This is a genomic window from Ancylobacter polymorphus, assembly GCF_022836935.1.
GTDB lineage: Bacteria > Pseudomonadota > Alphaproteobacteria > Rhizobiales > Xanthobacteraceae > Ancylobacter > Ancylobacter polymorphus_A.
The window spans coordinates 84137-102835 of sequence record NZ_CP083240.1 but is presented as its reverse complement, the minus strand read 5'-3'; the positions used below and the strand labels follow the sequence as shown (position 1 = coordinate 102835).

The following is an 18699-nucleotide window of genomic DNA, read 5'->3' as shown; positions in this document are numbered from 1 at the left end:
CTCCCAATTTTCAATCCGAACACAGAATTTCCAACCCCGACGGCGCCGTGATTTCGCCCCCGACTGCACATCGCGTCACCGCGTGCGCGCCACTCCTTGGTTTGCCCCATCGTCGCTGCGCCGTATACTGACCGGTCTCTCGCCGCCGTACGCCCAGTTAAGCAGTTCGACGGTATGTACGATGGGCATACCTGCCCGATCGGCGATTTGCGTCATGCAGCCGATATTGCCGGTCGCGACGAGGTCGGCGCCGGTTGCGGCGATATTCTTCACCTTCCTGTCGCGCAGTTTGGCGGAAATCTCGGATTGCATGATGTTGTAAGTGCCGGCCGAACCACAACAGAGGTGTGCCTCTCGAGGCTCGCGCACGTCAAAGCCAGCGCGCTTGAGGAGATCCCTGGGCTGGCGCATGATCTTCTGGCCGTGCTGCATCGAGCAGGCAGAGTGGTAGGCCACGGCAAGGCCCGGTACTGTCGTTGGTTCGGGCATGTCGAGGGTAGTCAGGTATTCTGTCACATCCTTAGCCAGCGCTGAAACCCGCGCCGCCTTGTCGGCATAGGCCGGGTCCAGCCTCAGCATGTAACCGTAGTCCTTGATCGTCGTGCCGCAGCCCGACGCGGTGATGACGATGGCGTCGAGCCCTGCGCTGTCGATCAGCCGCGACCAAGCATCGACATTGCGTCTTGCCTGCGCAAGCGATTCCTCTTCGCGGCCGAGATGATGCACCAGCGCGCCGCAACACCCCTCTCCAGGCACAGCCATGATCTCGATACCGAGCCGTTCCAAGAGCGCCGCCGCCGCCTCGTTGATGCCCGGATTGAGTACAGGCTGAGCGCAACCCGTGAGCATAGCCACCCGCCCGCGCATCGGTCCGTTCAATCCGCGCGGGCCGTTCTGCGCTTGCGGAAGGGAAGCCGGCACCAGATCGAGCATGGCGGCGATCGGTTTCAGCGCCGCGGACTTCCTGAACAGGCCAGCAAACGGGCGGCTCAGGGCAGCCAGCTTCAGTGCCGCGCGGAATCGCCCAGGATAGGGTAACACCTTCGCTAGTACTGCCCGGATCAGCCTGTCCATCACAGTACGACGGTAGGTCTTTTCGATATGCGCCCGGGCGTGATCAACCAGATGCATGTAGTTCACACCTGACGGACACGTCGTCATGCAAGCGAGGCAGGACAGGCAGCGGTCGATATGCGTGACGATCTCGTTATCCGCCGGACGCCCGTTTTCCAGCATGTCCTTGATGAGATAGATCCGCCCACGGGGGCTGTCGAGTTCATTGCCCAGCGTGACATAGGTCGGGCAGGTCGCAGTGCAGAAACCGCAATGCACGCATTTGCGCAGGATCTTTTCCGACTCTGCAACACCCGGATCGGCGAGTTGTTCGGGCAGAAAATTGGTCTGCATAGTCAACCAGCCATCCGTCCGGGATTGAGAATGTTGTGGGGATCGAAAGATGCCTTCACGCGGTCGCTGAGATTGCGCAGGGCTGACGCCTGTGGCTCGAAGGCCAAAACGGTCGCGCGCGCTTCAGCGCTCGCCCGCACCAGCGTCGCGTGCCCGCCGCCGTGCCTTTTCACCAAAGTGCGTAGGCACTCTGCTTCCGGCTCTCCGCCTTCCATGCGGAGCCAGATCAGGCCACCCTGCCAATCGTAGAAGAAGGACGCGGGCGTGGTGCGCCGCAACTCCATCGTCATCGCAGGCGCCGCCGAGGGTCGCATCGACACACGCCAGACAGGTGTTTGCGTGCCGTCAGCGAATGGGATGCAATCGCGTACATCGCGCCAGATCGTCGAGGATCTATCCTCATCGAATACCTGCAGATCGGCCGTTGCCAGGAGTTTGCGGAGCAGTTCGAGGCGATACTCAATTGACGGCGGCAGGCCTTCCAATCTCAGCAAGGTGGCCGGCTCCGGTCCCAACGCGCCATCGCCGACAGCTCCCGCCAGACGCTCCGGCAGATGCGCTGCACTGGAGACCTCGGCGCTGGAACCCATCGCCTGCGCCATGGCCGCCGCTGCTTCGCGGTCTTGCAGGCCACGAATGGCGAGGGTCGTTTCCGTCTGAGCGGCGGGCAGGACCTTGAAGGTAACGTCCGTGCAGACGGCCAGTGTGCCCCATGATCCGGCCATTGCCTTTGATACATCGTAGCCGGTGACGTTCTTGACGACGCGCCCGCCCGCCTTAAAGGCCTCGCCGCGCCCGGATACTGCGCTGACGCCAAGGATGTGGTCGCGCGCAGCGCCAGCTTTCAGTCTGCGTGGGCCCGACAGGTTGGCCGCCAACGCGCCGCCAATCGTACCTCTTCCACGTTGAGCTCCATGCAGTGGACCGTAGTCCATAGGCTCGAAATCCAGACGCTGGTTCCGATCGGCCAGCAGCTTTTCGATCTCCGCGATTGGCGTTCCGGCTCGGGCCGACAGCACTAGTTCGTCGGGCTCATAGAGCGTCACACCAACAAGCTTCGAGAGTTCCAGCGTGTGTTCAGTCTGCGCGAGCCATCCAATGCCGCGTTTTGACCCATTGCCCGTAATCTCCAGCGTAGCCCTTTCGCCCGCCGCCCATTTGACGACAGACAGGACTTCCTCCGGTGTTGCTGGTGAAAACGCCGCCATCAGAACCTTGGGATGTCCGGAAATGGAAGCTGTCCGCGATGCACGTGCATGCGGCCAAGTTCCGCGCAGCGCCGCAGTTGCGGAAACACCTTGCCGGGATTGAGCAAGTGATTGGGATCGAATGCGCATTTGATCCGCATCTGCTGGTCGAGATCGGCCTCCGAAAACATCTCCGGCATAAGATCGCGTTTTTCGACGCCGACACCATGCTCGCCGGTCAGCACGCCGCCGACCCTCACGCACAGCCGCAGGATGTCTGCTCCAAACTCTTCTGCTGCAGAAAGCTCGCCGGGAATATTCGCATCATACAGGATGAGCGGGTGGAGGTTGCCGTCGCCGGCGTGAAACACATTCGCCACCCGCAGCCCGTGCTTCACGGAAAGCTCCCGCATGCCGGCCAGCACGCGCGGCAACTCCTTACGCGGGATCGTGCCGTCCATGCACAGATAGTCAGGCGAAATGCGGCCAACCGCGGGGAATGCAGCCTTGCGCCCCGCCCAGAAGGAAAGCCGTTCCGCATCGGACATCGAGACGCGGCAGGTCGTGGAGCCATTTTGCCCGGCAATCCGCTCCACTTCCGCAATCAGGTGATTGACTTCGGCGGGCGGGCCATCAAGCTCTATGATCAGGAGCGCTTCGACATCGAGCGGATAACCGACCCGGACAAAATCTTCGGCCGCCTCGATGGCTGGGCGGTCCATCATTTCCATGCCGCCGGGGATTATGCCTGCCGCGATCACGTCAGCGACACATTGGCCGCCCTGCTCGCTGGTCGGGAATCCGATCAACACGGCGCGTGCGGTTTCTGGCTTCTTGAGGATGCGCACCGTCACCTCCGTGACGACGCCGAGCAGCCCCTCCGAGCCGATCATCAGGCCCAGGAGATCATAGCCTTCAGAGTCCAGATGCTTTCCGCCAAGACGCACAATGTCGCCATTCACCAGCACCATTTCGATCCCAAGCACGTTGTTGGCGGTCAGTCCGTATTTCAGACAGTGCACGCCGCCTGAATTCTCCGCCACGTTGCCACCGATGGAGCAGGCAATCTGCGAGGATGGATCTGGCGCGTAGTAGAACCCTTCGTTTTCGATGGCGTTGGTGATGCCGAGATTAGTCACGCCCGGTTGCGCTACCACTGCTCGGTTCGCGTAGTCGATTTCGAGGACTCTGTTGAAACGGCTCATCACAAGCAGAACCGCATCGGCCAGCGGCAACGAACCGCCCGACAGCGACGTGCCCGATCCGCGCGGCACGACGCGAACGCCGTTGTCATTGCAGAAGCGCAGGACGGCCGAAACTTGTTCGACGGTTTCCGGCAACACCACAACCAGGGGCAACTGCCGATAGGCAGTCAACGCATCCGACTCGAAGACGCGCATCTCATTGACGGCGTCGACCACGCCTTCGCCTGGGACGATCGCACGCATCTCGGCAACGATCTCCGCACGGCGGGAAAGGACGCTCGTCAGTGGCTCGGGCATGACAATCGACAAGGATCAACTCCGATATCAAACGCCTCGGTTACGCATTGAGAGCGATCATCGACTTCTCACAGTTTGACGCTGCGGCGGTTCGGTCAATTCTTGCCGAACATGTTCGTCCACTCGTCCGTGCCCGGCTTTGCTTCCCAAGTCTTCTTCTCGGCCAGCGTGTTCAATCCCGTATGAACGCCTGGCCTGTTCTTGATGGCATGGTACCAACGATCGATATTGGGGTAGTCAGCCAAGTCGCGACGATGCAACTTGCGCGTACGCACCCACGGGAATGTGCTGATGTCAGCGATCGAATATTCGCCGGCGAGATATTCTTCTGCGCCGAGGCGCTTCTCTAGGACGTTGTAGATTCGTCCGGCCTCGCGATCATAGCGTTCGATAGCGTAGTCAATCTTCTCTGAGGCATAAACCATGAAGTGATGCGCCTGGCCGAGCATCGGCCCCATGCTGGCATTCTGAAAGATGAGCCACTGGATCGCCTCATATCGCCTCACCGGATCTTCCGGCAGAAAGCGCCCGGTCTTCTCGGCGAGATAGAGCAGTACTGCCGCCGATTCGAATATCTTGATCGGCCGGTTGTGCGGGCCATCGTGATCAACGATGGCCGGCACTTTGTTGTTGGGATTGACCTCCAGATATTCCGGGCGGAATTGTTCACCTGCCGTGATGTCCACGGGAATGACATTGTAAGGCAGGCCCAATTCGGCGAGCATAATCGCCGCCTTATAACCGTTCGGCGTCGGCCAGAAGTAGAGATCAATCATGGCCAAGCTAGCCGACAATCTTCAGGGGAGGGGCCTTTGCGCCCTTCGGACGGTCGAGCAGCAAGCCCGGATTCAACATCCAGTTCGGATCGAGTTCCGTCTTCACAGCGCCTAGAACCCGCTTGAACGTCGGATCGGCTTCCATGTCGTAGAACTCCCGGAACGTCTTGCCTACCGCGTGATGGTGAGTACACGTCCCGCCGAGCTCCATCAGAGCATTTGAGGCGACGTCGTGCAGCAACGTATAGGCTTCGAGGCTGTTGGCGTGCGTTGAAGGCGCCATGATCGAATAGTACGGTGCCGGTCCATCCGGATAGAGGAACGAGAACCGCCGGCAAATAATTCCGCCCCCAAGCTCCTTTTTCTGGACTTCGCGAATCCGGCGCATGATCTCGGTATCGAGCGCTTCGAACTTGTCCCAGGTGTAAGCCGTTTCAAAGGTGAAGCTGACGATGCCCATAGCTGCGCGGGTGTGCATAAGACGGGGCAGGTAGCGGAACTGGTGACGCCAGTTGCCTTGTGCGCCGCTTCTGCTGGTTTCCAGAGCGTTGTCGCTGGTTCCAGCACGCTGCTTTACCGTGCCGCCGAAGTCCTGACAGATCTCGATGCCGCGATCGAGCCATGCGTCGACTGGGTGATCGGCGGATTCAAAGCCGAGCAACAAGACCGACTCCGTTCCATCGCCCGCGCCGTAGAACTTGGCGTCAAGTTCATCGAGGTAACGGCAGTTTGCGGGAAATAGCGCCGCCTGGGTAATCTGGCGCACAGCCTTGGCGCCTTCATAGAAGGACTTGAACGAGATCGCCGCGTTGGCGCGGAACTTGACCCGTCCCTGCAAGCGCATCCAGGCCTCGGTGATGATCCCGAGCGTACCCTCGGAGCCGATAAAGATGCGGTTCGGATCGGGACCGGCGCCGGAGCCAGGCAAGCGACGGTTCTCAAGCGTGCCGGTCGGAGTTACGACCCGCAGGCTCTCCACCATTTCGTCGATATGCGTGAGATGGGTCGCATAGTGACCGGCAGATCGGGTGGCAATCCAGCCGCCGAGCGACGAGAATTCCCAAGACTGTGGAATGTGGCGCAGTGTCAGGCCGTGCGGCTTCAACTGCTCCTCAAGAGCCGGCCCGAGAATGCCGCCCTGAATGCGGGCGGCGCGCGATACCGGATCAATCTCAAGGATTTTGTTGAGGTTACCCAGATCGACAACCACGACACCTGGAAATGCGTCGCGATCGGGGCCCCAGAAACCGCCTGTCACACTCGATCCGCCGCCGAAGGGAATACAGGCGTAGCCGTTCTCTCCACACCAGTCGAAGACGGCTGCAACGTCGGCCTCGTCTTGCGGATATGCGACGACATCAGGAGCTCGGCTGAACTCACGCCGATAGACAAGCGTCAGGTCTTTGAAGCCCTTGCCATAGGTATGTGCGACGCGATCCCATTTGTCCGTCGTACAGAAGGCCTCAAGCGACTGCGGTATCTTGATACGGCTTGGGTGAAGCTCGATCTCATCCAGCGTCGGGTCAGTGAGGATCTTGATGTCCTTGATGCCGAGGCGCTGTTCAACGCGCTCGCGCATGACATTGATTTCTTCGTTCGAATTATCTTCGCCTTCGTAGCCCCATGTCCAGAACTTCCGGCGCTTGCCGTAGTAGCCGCTCTTCTGTCTCGCCACCGGTTTTCCTCCTTCAGTTTACGCCAAGCCAATGTTTCCGCCTGGACGCAAGTAACTACCTTGCGTGCCAAGGTATTCCATTTTGGTAAACCAATTTGGCATATCCAAATTGGATAGTCAACGCGTAAGGCGGGTAAATCGTGGCGTGGTTTTAGCGTTTCTTGCGAATGGGAAGCGCACGCAAGCGGCGATCATCGCCCGGCTCTGAGGCCAGGTTTGTCGCGCTCACGCCCGATGACGGCCGGCGCTGTGCCGTCATCCCGGATTGGTGTAGGCGGTCTTCACACTCGTGTAGAATTCCGCAGCATAGCGGCCCTGCTCGCGCGGTCCGTAGCTTGAACCCTTGCGCCCACCGAACGGAACGTGGAAATCGACGCCGGCCGTCGGTGCATTGACCATGACCATGCCTGCCTCGCTGTTCCGCTTGAAATGGGTGGCGTATTTGAGGCTCTGAGTAACAATTCCCGATGATAGTCCGAACGGCGTGTCGTTCGCCAATGCAAGAGCCTCGCCGTAGTCCTGCGCTTTGATCACGGCGGCAACCGGTCCGAAAATCTCCTCACGCGAAACACGCATGCCGTTATGAGCTTCGACGAAAAGCGTGGGCTGCAGGTAGAACCCGGGAGTTTCCCGCTCAAGCCGCTCTCCGCCAAACGCAATCTGGGCACCCTCCCCCTTGCCGATTGCGATATACTTCTCATCCTGGTCCAGTTGGCTTTGATCGACGACCGGACCAATATGCGTGCCGGGTTTCTGCGCGTCGTTGACCACTGTCTTTTCCAGCCTTTTGACCACGGCTTCGACGAACGCGTCGTGGATGCCCTTGGTGACAATCAGACGCGAGGACGCAGTGCAGCGCTGTCCTGTAGAGAAGAACGCGCCGTTGACGGCGCATTCGACGGCGGTAGCTAAGTCCGCATCGTCAAGCACGACGAGCGGATTCTTGCCGCCCATCTCGAGCTGGAACTTTCTGTGATGTTCGACGGACGCCAGCGCTACGTTCTTGCCCGTCGATGTCGAGCCGGTAAAACTAATCGCCGCGACGTCGGCGCCGTCGAGAATCGCCTGTCCGATCACCGAGCCACGGCCCATCACGAGATTTAGGACGCCAGCGGGAAGGCCCGCCCGGTGCAGGATATCGGCGATCGCCCATGCCGAGCCGGGAACGAGGTCCGCCGGTTTGAACACAACCGTGTTGCCATAGCAGAGCGCCGGCGCGATCTTCCAGGCCGGAATGGCGATCGGGAAGTTCCACGGCGTGATGATGCCGACCACACCGACCGGCTCGCGTGTGATCTCCACAGAATAGCCGGACCGAATCGACGGTAGGACTTCGCCGGCGAGCCGCAAGGCCTCGCCGGCGAAGAAGTCGAAGATCTGGGCCGCGCGCACGGTTTCGCCAATGCCTTCGGCCAGCGTCTTGCCTTCTTCGCGCGCAAGCAGCCTGCCAAGTTCGTCCTTCCGCGCCATTATCTCGATAGCTGCGTTCTTCAGGATGGCATTTCGCTCAAGCAGTCCCGAATGCGACCATTTCGGGAAGGCGGACTTTGCGGCAGCGATTGCGGTAAGGGCATCAGCCTTGGTCGCCCGCGCATAGTCCCCAACAACGTCATCGGTGTTCGATGGGTTGATGTTGGGAACCGGTTCGCCGCCGATCCATTCGCCATTGATCAGATTCTTGTGCAGTTCAGCCACGGGGTTGCTCCTTGGGAGGATGCTCGATCACCGGCTTCCAGAGCCGACCTCGATCGAAGGGAAATCGCTTTGCGGGGCGACGCTTGCTAGAATGCCGGGTCAGTCTTCAATCGGGGACTGTTGCGCAAACTTCTTCAGTTCATGCTTTCTGATTTTGCCGTTCGGAGCCATCGGCAGCTGCGGCAGGACGACAATGCGTTGCGGTCGCTTGTATTGGGCGAGCGTGTTCTCGATGAACGCCGACAACTCGGCTGGTTCGACTGCCCCGCCGGGGACCAATTCAACGAACGCAATAATTTCTTCGTTGCCCTCCACCGGAACGCCGATGACGGCCGCGTTCAGGACCGCATCGTGCGCGTTGAGCGCCGCCTCGACCTCCTGCGGATAGACATTGAAGCCGGAGCGAATAATCAGTTCCTTTGACCTTCCCTGAATGGTGATTTCGCCCATTTCATTGAGGCTCACGAGATCACCAGTGCGCAGGTAGCCATCGGCATCAATGACGTCCCTGGTCAATTCCGGCTGCCCATAGTAGCCGAGCATCACATTTGGCCCCTTGACCAGAAGCTCGCTGCTTTCTCCCTGGCCAACTTCATTGCCGTTCGCGCCCACGACCTTAACCGTGACGCCCGGAATCGGGGTCCCGATGTTGATCTCGCCAGTGCCCTTCTCATAGATCGTGCGGCTGATCGTCGGCGACGTTTCTGTCAGGCCGTAACCGTTGTGCAGCACGACGTCGAAGATATTCTCGACCTTCTGGCGCAGCGAAAGGTCCAGCGGGGCCGTTCCCGAATAGACGTAGCGAAGACTGTTTGGCGTCATCGTGAGATTGTTCTTCTCGACATGCGCGATCACCCGGTTCAACAGCGCCGGAACCGCATTCAGGATCGTCACCTCGCCGCTCGCAACCGCATCCAGCGTCTTTTCGAAATCAAACCTCGGCATGATCTTGAGGCGGCCGCCGGCGAACAGCAACCCCTGCAACAGCACCAGCCCATACGAATGCGAAATCGGCATGACACACCAGGCGACATCTTCGGCAAACAGCGTCTTCATTCGCTGGCCGCGGCAGGCTACGTACAAGAGGTTCCGGTGACTGAGCATTACGCCCTTTGGGCGCCCTGTCGTTCCCGTGGTGTAGATCAGAACCGCGACCTGTTTCGCCGCGTCCTCATACACCTTTTCCGGCGCTGCACTTTCATTCATCTTGCCGACTTTGACCTCTCCGATCCCGCTCATATGCAAGGTTTCGGCCGCGGCATTGGTCGCGTGAACATCGGCGTCTGGTGACACTAGGCTGGTGTAGAAGACCCGTCTTGGCTGGCTGTCGTGCTCGATCAATGCGATCTCGCGCTCGCTCAGGCGCGCGTTCGTGGTCACCGCCCATGCATCGAGTTGGCTGGCCGCATACATCAGGATGATTGCGGCTACCGAGTTCTCGCAAACAATCATTACCCGGTCGCCGGCGCGAATGCCAAGCTCGCTCATCTCGGTCGCCACCCGATCGACAGTGGAAATCATCCGGGCATAGGACCAGTCGTTTCCCAGTTCGTCGGTAATGGCGACGCGCGTATCACCCTTCTTCGCGCCCTCCTTGAGAATCTCATGGATGCGATCCGGCAAGTTCGAAAGCAGATCCATGATGACTAGGCTCCATCCCTAACGCCCCGAGAATGCCGAGACGTCTCAAGTTTTCCCGACAGAATGGTATACCATTGTGGTATACCATTCTGAGTAATGTCAAGCTGCTGAGCGCAGCCTGCGCATGCCTGACGCTGTCAGTTTTCCACCCGAACTCCATTCCGGATCCGGTAAGTCGGGGAATACATTGTAACCAGTTCCTCAGCCGCAGTCGGATGCACTGCCATCGTGCGGTCGAACTCCAGCTTGCGCATCCCGGCTTTCAAGGTGATCCCGAGCAGTTGGACAAGCTCGCCAGCGTCGGCGCCCAAAATATGCGCGCCGAGAACGACATCCGTCTTGGCGTCAACGACCAGCTTCATGAGCATGCGTTCGCTTCGGCTGCCAAGCGTGTTGCGCATCGGCCGGAATTGCGCACGGTAGATATCAATGTCCTGAAACTGCGCCCCAGCCGCCTCCTCGGACAAGCCAACGGTGCCGATCTCCGGTTGCGAGAAGACAGCAGTCGGAACGAGGTCCAGATCGGGGCGTGTCGGATTATTCTTCCAGAGCGTCTCGACGAGACACATCGCCTCGTGAATCGCTGCAGGCGTGAGTTGCACCCTGTCGGTCACATCGCCCACGGCCCAGATATTCGGCGCGCTTGTGCGTGAGAATTCATCGACCAGCACCTCGCCGAAAGGTCCGACTTCAACCCCGGCCTTCTCCAGGCCGAGGCCTTGCGTATTCGGTTCCCGGCCGATGCACATCATGACTTGATCCGACGTCAGCTCTTCGCCCGTGCTCAGATCGACTTTGATCTCCGCGCCGGATGGTCGGGCGACGCGCTCGATCGTCGCCTCGGTGATGATCCTTATGCCCTTGGTCTCCATTGACGCATGCAACGACTGGCGCAGATCGTGATCGAAGCGTCGGAGAATTTCCTTACCGCGGTAGACAAGGGTGACCTTTGCCCCGAGCCCATGAAAAATGTTTGCGAACTCAACCGCGATGTAACCACCTCCGGCGATGACGATCGCGTTCGGCAGCGCTGGAAGATCGAAAACCTCATTGGATGTGATGCAATGTTCGATGCCAGGCAGGTTGACCGGCAGCGTTGGCTTGCCGCCCGTGGCAACCAGTATCTGGTCAGCGGTAACGGTCCGCTGCTCGTCCTCAAGAAGGAGCGTGTTCCTGTTAACCAGCACAGCTCTCGACCGGATCGTATCGCCGCCTGCATTCCTGACGCCGTTCTGGTACAGGCCCTCAAGTCGCTCTATTTCCCTGTCCTTGTTAGAGACAAGCATCTTCCAGTCGAACGTGGGCGACGGCAAGGCCCAGCCAAAGCCGGCGGCGTCCTCGAACTGCTCGGCAAACTGGGCGGCATAGACAAAAAGCTTCTTGGGAACGCAGCCGCGGATCACGCAGGTGCCGCCAAACCGGTACTCTTCGGCCAGTCCTACGCGCTTGCCCAAAGCAGCCGAAACGCGGGCCGCCCGCACACCGCCAGATCCCCCACCGATGACAAACAAATCATAGTCGTACTGCGCCATCCGTGATCCTTCTCAAAGCCTGCGGTGTTCGATTGACGGGATTACCAGCCAGAGATCGCCTTCACCTCGAGAAATTCCTCGATGCCCCAAATCCCGCCTTCCCGCGCACGTCCGGAGGCCTTGACCCCTCCAAACGGCGCCCCTGCGGAGCGCGGCTTGCCATTCATTTCGACCATGCCGGCGCGCAGCCGCTGCGCAAGCCTACGTCGCCGCGCATCGTCCGTGGTCTGAACGTAGTCCGTCAGGCCATAGGGCGTGTCATTGGCGATGCGAACGGCGTCATCTTCGGTATCGAACGGAATAATAGACAGCACAGGGCCAAAGATTTCCTCCCGTTCGATGGTCATGCCGGGCTCAACATCGGCGAACACCGTCGGCTTGACGAAATAGCCGGAATTGCGACCGTCGGGCCGGCCGACCCCACCCGCGACCAGCGTTGCGCCTTCATCTATTCCTGTCTGAATGTACCGTTGAATCTGATTCCATTGCCGAGCGTTGACGACCGGCCCGATATGGCTGCCCGGCTCGCTTGCAGGACCTACATTCGTGCTAGCTGCAACCTGCCGCGCGATGTTGACCGCCGCGCTATACACCGGACGCTCGACCAGCATGCGTGTCGGCGCATTGCACGATTGGCCGGCATTGTTGAAGCAATGTTTCACGCCGCGCACCACCGCCTGTTCGTCTGCGTCAGCGAAGATCAGGTTCGCGCCCTTGCCTCCAAGTTCAAGCGTCACCCGCTTCATCGTTTCGGCGGCAGCCTTTGAGATGGCGCGACCGGCGCGCGTAGAACCCGTGAAAGAGATCATGTCGATATCCGGGTGTTCGGACAGGCGCGCGCCGACGCCCGCTCCATCACCGTTGACAAGATTGAAGACACCGGCCGGCGCGCCCGCGTCATGCATCATTTCGGCGAAGATCAGAGCCGATATCGGCGCTTCTTCGGAGGGTTTCAGCACGCAGGTGCAGCCCGCCAGCAATGCCGGGATGACTTTCAGGGTTATCTGGTTCGTCGGCCAGTTCCACGGCGTGATGAGCCCGACAACCCCGATCGCTTCCATCGCGATCATGTCGTTTGGTGCGTGGACGCCGAGCGGCCTGATCCATTTGATCTCGTCGAAGGCGGTCAGGAAATTCTTCAGGTGCCACGGCAGGCTGGGTGCCTGAGAGTTCCGCGCAAAATCGATGGGCGCGCCCATCTCTTGGCTCATCGCCTGCGCCAGATCTTCCTTGCGCTTCTCATACTGCGCGAGAATCCGGACCACGAGCGCGCGTCGGTCTGCGGCGTCAGTCGATGCCCAGTCCGCAAGTGCGGCGGAGGCAGAGGCAACGGCACGGTCACAATCGGCAGCGGAACCCAGGCTGATAGTCGCGAAAGGCCGTTCGGTGGAAGGATCAATCACATCAAGATCGTTCGGCGCAATCGGGTCAACCCACTGCCCTCCGATGTAGAACTGCTTTGATCTCAAGATCGTCACTCCCAGATTGGACAGCGCAAGGTTGAACTGCTCTTGCGATGGAAAATCGAAACAAGTCTGGTTGGCATCCAACGAATTGCGTTGTGGCCTGCTGGTTGTCAGCCGCTCTGATCAAGCCCTGGATTGCTCGAAAACGCGACGTTAGATCGCTCCATGAGCGATCTGGTCAGCGATCTTCTCCGCCATGGCCATGATCGGCAGATTGGTATTGCCGCTGATCAGCGTGGGCATGACCGAGCCATCGACGACGCGCAGACCATCGACGCCACGAACCTTCATATCAGGATCGACCACTGAATCGTCATCCGCACCCATGCGGCAGGTGCCGACGGGATGATAGACTGTCTCGGACTTTTCGCGGAGGAAGGCCTCTAGCGAGCCCCGCCCTCTGAAAGCCGCTGCATCGATCGGCCGCTTCACGTGATCAGCGAATGGTCGGCGGGTGGCAATATCGACCATCTCCGCCATGCCATCGCGAAGGCTTTCGAAGTCCGCATGTACGGACGCGAAGCGCGGATCGATCAGCGGATGATCAGCAGGATTGGCGCTGCGCAAACGCAGCGTGCCGCGGCTTTCGGGGCGGAGCTGGCAGACACGGAGCGCAAAACCATGTGCGATGCGCTCGCCCGGCGGCGGATTGCGCAGAGCCAGGATGAAATGCGCCTGCCATTCGGGGAGTTTTGATGTACGATCCGGCCCCCAGAACGCGCCGGCTTCGATGCCGGTAGCAGCGGCTGGTCCGGTGCCTCGAAGGATATATTCCGCCCCCGCCATGCCGCCCTTGAGCAAGCCGAGATATGGCGTCAGCGTATTTGGCTTCGAAGCCTCGAAGCGTATCGTGCAGTCGAGATGGTCCTGAAGGTTTTCGCCGACGCCGGCCCGGTCGATAAGCGTCTTGATACCGACGGAGGCAAGGTGATCGGCAGGGCCGATACCTGAGAGCATCAGAAGTTGCGGCGAGTTGATGGCTCCGGCGGCGACCAGCACTTCCCGGTCCGCATAAACCGTGGCTTCGCGCCCGTTCGACGCAATGACGACGCCCCGCGCGCGATTCCCCTCCATATGCAGCCGGTGGACCCTGCAATCGGCCATGACTGTGAGATTGTCGCGACCCTTCGCCCGCTCGAGATATTTGAAAGCGCCCGAGCGTGTTCCGTCGGCGATCGAGAGTTCATAGAAGCCTGCGCCGATCTGCGAGGCTCCGTTGAATCCGCGATTGAACGGCAAACCCGCCGCGCCGGCGCTATCGATCAGCGCCTGCGCTGTTTCTCGCTCGGGACCGTAGGATAGGCGGATTGGTCCTTGGTATCCGCGCTGTGGGTCTTTGTTGCCTGAAACGAGCGTGGCGTCTTCCAGTTTACGGAAGTACGGAAGCATCTCGTCGAAGCCCCACTGCGGCATGCCTTCCTTCGCCCAATTGTCGTAGTCCCACGGGTTGCCCCGGATCGCGATCATCGAATTGATCGCGGAGGATCCGCCAACGACGCGACCGCGCGGGATGTATATTTTGCGGTTGTTGAGATGCGTCTGTGGCTCCGTCCAAAAGCGCCAGTTGTACTTCTTGCTGTTGTAGAGCACTCGGATGCCGGCAGGCATGCGTACGAAAAGCGACTTCGGGGCGCCAGCCTCTACCAGCAGGACCCTGACGTCGGGATCCTCACTCAGCCGCGAAGCCAGAACGCATCCGGCGGAGCCCGCTCCGATAATGACGTAGTCGTAGTTCGACACAGCTATCTCCAAACATCACGGGTCTTCGCCAGCCTGGCCGTACGCTGTTGGACCTGGCCGAACTTAATCAATGCTGCGAATGCTCAACCCTTCACGGCACCGGCTGAAAGGCCGGCCACGAAGTATCGATAGCAGAACGCGAACACGACGAACAAAGGCAGCGCGATCAGTGACGAGCCTGCCAGTATCTCTCCCCATCTGAGGTCCTGCGCGCCGAGCATCGATGCTAGGGCGACGGGCAGCGTCTTCTTCTGGTCGCTCATGATCAGGATGAGTGCGAACACATAGTCGGCCCAAGACAGGAGGAACGAGAAAATTCCAACCGTAATGAGGCCGGGTGCGGACAGCGGCAAAACCACTCGGAAGAATGCGCCAAACTGCGAGCAGCCATCGACCATTGCGGCCTCTTCCAGATCGAACGGCATCGATTTGAAGAAGCCCCACAAAAGCCAGACACCAAGCGGCAGCGAAATGGCGAGGTGCGCAATCAGCAACCCCCATAGACTGTCAGCTAGGCCGATCGAGCGAAATACAGCCGCCATCGGGATCGCCAGCATGAGCGGCGGAAACATATACGCAAACAGCATGGAAGCGATCAGGATCGTCTTGCCGCGGAAGCGCAGCCGTGTTGCGCCATAGGCGATGAAGGCGGACAGTATCATGGAGACGATGATGGTCCCCGTCGCCATGAGCGTCGAGTTCAGGAGGCTACTTAGCCGACATTCCCCAAGTGGCCTGCCGCTTGACTTCAAGATCGCCTGATTTTGCTCGCTGGGCAAGCGTTTTTCGCCCCGAGCGGTGTCTGTCGTCGCGCAAACGGCCGAAGTCGGGTGGATCAAGCCTCGAACCCGCAGCATTCTGGCCCGGCAGAGCCGCTTTTCCGCGCGGCAGACGGACCTGTCCTGCCGCTTTCGTTCAGCTTGGGCATGGATCGTGGTCATGCGCATGACGGAGGCGTTCGAAGACGGCGGATGGCGGCAAGGACGGCCCGCACCATCGGGCCGGTGACGGCGACCTCGGCCAACTGGAAGGTAATGGCGCGGGCGTGGCGGACGACGCGGGCGCCGATCTTGATCAGCTTGAGTTGCAGGCTGGTCAACGACCAGTCCGCCATGGCCTCGGGCAGTTCGATGCAGCGCAGGAAGGTTGCCAGGTTGTAGGCCAGCGCGTGCAGTTGCAGCCGCACCTCGTTGTGCCGGAACTTCCGGCATGACAGCCGCGTCCAGCGAAAGGCATATTTGCCTTCCTTGATGTGCTGCTCTGCGGTGCCGCGCTGGTTGTAGAACCTCACCACCCAGTCTGGCTCCATCGGCAGGTTGGTGACGATGAAGCCGACTTTGGGGAACAGCTCGCCCGGATGCCATTCGATCTTGGCGATGACGCGGCGCGGCTTGTCCCAGGACGCCGCCTGATACTCGAAGTCCTCGAAGAACCGTTTGACCTTGGTCAGCGAAGGCCGTCCCACGGGCCGTGTCAGCCGATGCGCGATCTTCTCGCGCAAGACGGCGTTGGCGGGCAGACGGATGGCGTAGAAGAACCTGGCTTCTTCCAGCCGCATATAGATCGCGGGGATCGCGTAGGCAGCGTCGGCCCGGAAGAAGCGTCCACCAAGGTCGCGGCCAGCATATCGGGCAATGACGGGATCAAGGACATCCCGCCAGCCATCGGCGCTGTGGGCATTGCCGTTACGCAGGGCGCAGCGCTCCAGCATGCCAAACTGGTTGAACAAGAAGATGGGGTGATAGCAGGTGCAGTCGAAATGCCCGTTCCAGGCAGCACCTTCCTGATCGCCGTGGGTGGGGCTGACCGAGCTGTCCATGTCCAGCACGATGTATTTCAACCCGTTGCGGTCATGAAACCGGTCGATCCATTGGCCGTTCAGATCGGCCAGCGCCGCCCGGTTCGCGGCCAGAGCCAGCGTCTCGGTCTCGAACCGTCCCATCTGCGATGCCGAAGCAGCTTGCGCCTCGACGGCCCTGCCGCCAACGACCTGACGCATCACGGGATCGAGGGCCAAGCGGTCGGCATCGTTCACATCCTCGTATCCGGCCAGTCGTCCGAACACCGATTGCCGGAACAATCCGTCAAGCCGATGGAGCGTGTTCTTCCCGGTGCGGCTGTCTCGCAGCGCCTCCGACGCCAGATTGGACAGGCCGAGCACGTCATCAAGCTCGCGCATCACCAGCAGGCCACCGTCTGAACTGATCTGCGCACCACGGAACTCCAGACGCACACGGCGGTCGAAATCAACCCGATCTCCCCGCGCCAAGCCCGCACCCTCCAGGTGATCCATGAAACGCGCCCCTCGCAGCCGTCAACGCCATGATTTATATGCGAAATATCACGATTACGACAGCGAAATCAGCGACTTACTTGGAGAATGTGGGTCGATACGTTCTGGAGCGTTATTCGCGCCATAAAGTTACCGCCTCCCTGATTGCGCTATCGACCAGCGGGTCGTAGCGCGCGCCATCTCCTCCAGATGGCCTTATTGTAGGCCAAATTGGGTAGACCAGCTTGGAAGCCGAGTCAATTGGATTTGGCTCAACAAGTAGTTCTGGTACACACATTTGGATTGACCAATTTGGTATAACCATATAAGTGATTCTTAACCGCGCCGGGGCGGACAAGGCGCGAGTGCTATTGGAGGAACTATGGCTGGCCCCTTGGTTGGATATCGCGTTCTGGACCTTTCCCGAATCCTTGCCGGCCCATGGCTCGGGCAGATACTTTCAGATCTCGGCGCCGACGTCTGGAAAATTGAAAAGCCCCATACCGGAGACGACACCCGCCATTGGGGGCCTCCTTACCTCAAAGGCACGCAAGAAAGCGCATATTTCCTCAGCGCCAATCGCGGCAAGCAGTCGATCTGTATCGACCTCGCCACTGAAGAGGGGGCTGACCTCGTACGCTCGCTGGCGCAGCAAGCCGATATCGTGATCGAGAACTACAAGTTTGGCGACATGAAGCGCTACGGCCTCGATTACGAGACCCTGCGATTAATCAAGCCGGACATCATCTACTGCTCGATCACCGGCTATGGTCAGACCGGCCCGATGAAAAATGTGGCCGGTTACGACATGGCGATCCAGGCCATCTCCGGCTTGATGAGCATTACCGGAGAGGCCGATGGCCGGCCGGGTGGCGGCCCGCAGAAAGTGGGAGTGCCAATCTCCGACCTGTTGACAGGCATCTATAGCGCAACTGCGGTGATCTCCGCATTGCTCCACCGTGAACGAACAGGCGAAGGCCAGAACATTGATATGGCGTTGCTCGACGTCCAAGTCGCCTCGCTGGCCAACCAGAACTTGAATTTCCTCACCACGGGCAATCCGCCCAGGCGCTACGGCAACGCCCACCCCAATATTGTTCCCTACCAGGTTTTCGAGACTTCGGACGGGGCTTTTGTTCTCGCTGTGGGAAATGACCAGCAGTTCAGGAAGTTCTGCATGGCCGCCGGTCTGTCGGATTTGGCCGCGGACGAGCGCTTCAAGACCAATACAGACAGGCTCCGGCATCGCGAGGCGCTCATTCCATTGGTGTCTGACCACCTCAAGCACGCCACGTCAGAACACTGGATTTCTCTGCTTGAGCCGATCGGCGTGCCCTGCGCGCCTATTAACAAGCTTGACCAGGCTTTCGCCCATCCTCAGGTGGTTCATCGTGGGCTTCGAATCGATTTGCAGCATGCGAGCGGCAATTCAGCGCCGCTGGTCGCCAATCCTATCAAATTCTCGCGCACCAAGATCGAGTATTCCTCCGCGCCTCCCATGCTTGGCGAGCACACTGATCAAGTGCTCACGGATGCTCTGAACCTCAGCATTGAGGAGATCCACCGATTGCGTCAGCGAGGCGTCATATATTCGTGGAACGCTGAGGCGGTCGGAGCGACGCAGAATGAAGCTGTCGGCGGATAGCTGGACAACCCGGATTAAGCGATTCGATTTTGGCCGGTATTCGCTGAGAATGTGGGATTTTGGCAGCTGGCGGGGATTGGGTCGCCTTGGTTCCGGCCTTTGAAGGCCGGTCTAAGCTGTAGTGACGATTTAGGGATTCCGTTTTTGGGAGCTTCGTGATT

The 18699-nt window shown here is 59.9% G+C and carries 13 protein-coding genes; 1 reads left to right on the top strand and 12 read right to left on the bottom strand.

All coding sequences use genetic code 11. The features are described 5' to 3' along the window. Window positions 1-75: 75 nt before the first annotated feature. The 12 genes from glcF to K9D25_RS21440 form a co-directional block, all read right to left on the bottom strand. The gene (glcF, locus tag K9D25_RS21495; protein WP_137113780.1) at window positions 76-1407 is read right to left on the bottom strand and encodes a glycolate oxidase subunit GlcF; all 1332 of its coding nucleotides are present in this window, start codon (window positions 1405-1407) and stop codon (window positions 76-78) included. 2 nt (window positions 1408-1409) lie between these two features. After that, entirely contained in the window at window positions 1410-2615 is a 1206-nt protein-coding gene (locus K9D25_RS21490) for an FAD-binding protein (RefSeq protein ID WP_203196920.1), read from the bottom strand. Further along, on the bottom strand, window positions 2615-4096 hold the full coding sequence (locus K9D25_RS21485; RefSeq protein ID WP_203196932.1) for an FAD-linked oxidase C-terminal domain-containing protein: 1482 nt from the start codon (window positions 4094-4096) through the stop codon (window positions 2615-2617). Before K9D25_RS21485 ends, K9D25_RS21490 begins: the two co-directional genes overlap by 1 nt. Window positions 4097-4191: 95 nt before the next feature. Then, entirely contained in the window at window positions 4192-4872 is a 681-nt protein-coding gene (locus K9D25_RS21480) for a glutathione S-transferase N-terminal domain-containing protein (protein WP_137113699.1), read from the bottom strand. A 7-nt stretch (window positions 4873-4879) separates the two neighbouring features. Continuing rightward, complete coding sequence (locus K9D25_RS21475) at window positions 4880-6547, bottom strand: FAD-binding oxidoreductase (protein WP_137113698.1); 1668 nt, start codon at window positions 6545-6547, stop codon at window positions 4880-4882. A 255-nt stretch (window positions 6548-6802) separates the two neighbouring features. Next, a complete protein-coding gene (locus tag K9D25_RS21470; RefSeq protein ID WP_137113697.1) occupies window positions 6803-8242 on the bottom strand; it encodes an aldehyde dehydrogenase family protein in 1440 nt (479 codons plus the stop codon). Window positions 8243-8341: 99 nt separating this feature from the next. Further along, window positions 8342-9883, bottom strand: a complete 1542-nt coding sequence (locus K9D25_RS21465) for a class I adenylate-forming enzyme family protein (RefSeq protein WP_244451098.1) — start codon at window positions 9881-9883, stop codon at window positions 8342-8344. 137 nt (window positions 9884-10020) lie between these two features. Next, a complete protein-coding gene (gor, locus tag K9D25_RS21460; protein WP_137113695.1) occupies window positions 10021-11415 on the bottom strand; it encodes a glutathione-disulfide reductase in 1395 nt (464 codons plus the stop codon). Between the two features lie 41 nt (window positions 11416-11456). Then, window positions 11457-12887 (bottom strand): aldehyde dehydrogenase family protein, encoded by a 1431-nt coding sequence (locus tag K9D25_RS21455; RefSeq protein WP_137113779.1) that lies wholly within the window; start codon window positions 12885-12887, stop codon window positions 11457-11459. 147 nt (window positions 12888-13034) lie between these two features. Further along, a complete protein-coding gene (locus K9D25_RS21450) occupies window positions 13035-14627 on the bottom strand; it encodes a GMC family oxidoreductase (protein ID WP_203196933.1) in 1593 nt (530 codons plus the stop codon). A 77-nt stretch (window positions 14628-14704) separates the two neighbouring features. Continuing rightward, window positions 14705-15568, bottom strand: a complete 864-nt coding sequence (locus K9D25_RS21445) for a carbohydrate ABC transporter permease (protein ID WP_244451097.1) — start codon at window positions 15566-15568, stop codon at window positions 14705-14707. Then, on the bottom strand, window positions 15559-16914 hold the full coding sequence (locus K9D25_RS21440) for an IS1380-like element ISPme1 family transposase (protein WP_244375073.1): 1356 nt from the start codon (window positions 16912-16914) through the stop codon (window positions 15559-15561). The genes K9D25_RS21445 and K9D25_RS21440 overlap by 10 nt, the downstream gene beginning before the upstream one ends. A 361-nt stretch (window positions 16915-17275) precedes the next feature. On the opposite strand from K9D25_RS21440, the gene K9D25_RS21435 reads away from it, so the two are divergent. After that, window positions 17276-18538: a CaiB/BaiF CoA transferase family protein gene (locus K9D25_RS21435; protein ID WP_203196924.1), complete on the top strand. Its 1263-nt coding sequence runs from the start codon at window positions 17276-17278 to the stop codon at window positions 18536-18538. The last annotated feature ends 161 nt before the right edge of the window (window positions 18539-18699 follow it).

Coding starts and splice junctions, on each gene's coding strand:
- glcF (WP_137113780.1), bottom strand. CDS start 1,407: ATGCAGACCAATTTTCTGCCCGAACAACTCGCCGATCCGGGTGTTGCA.
- K9D25_RS21490 (WP_203196920.1), bottom strand. CDS start 2,615: ATGGCGGCGTTTTCACCAGCAACACCGGAGGAAGTCCTGTCTGTCGTC.
- K9D25_RS21485 (WP_203196932.1), bottom strand. CDS start 4,096: ATGCCCGAGCCACTGACGAGCGTCCTTTCCCGCCGTGCGGAGATCGTT.
- K9D25_RS21480 (WP_137113699.1), bottom strand. CDS start 4,872: ATGATTGATCTCTACTTCTGGCCGACGCCGAACGGTTATAAGGCGGCG.
- K9D25_RS21465 (WP_244451098.1), bottom strand. CDS start 9,883: ATGGATCTGCTTTCGAACTTGCCGGATCGCATCCATGAGATTCTCAAG.
- gor (WP_137113695.1), bottom strand. CDS start 11,415: ATGGCGCAGTACGACTATGATTTGTTTGTCATCGGTGGGGGATCTGGC.
- K9D25_RS21445 (WP_244451097.1), bottom strand. CDS start 15,568: ATGCGCATGACCACGATCCATGCCCAAGCTGAACGAAAGCGGCAGGAC.
- K9D25_RS21440 (WP_244375073.1), bottom strand. CDS start 16,914: ATGGATCACCTGGAGGGTGCGGGCTTGGCGCGGGGAGATCGGGTTGAT.
- K9D25_RS21435 (WP_203196924.1), top strand. CDS start 17,276: ATGGCTGGCCCCTTGGTTGGATATCGCGTTCTGGACCTTTCCCGAATC.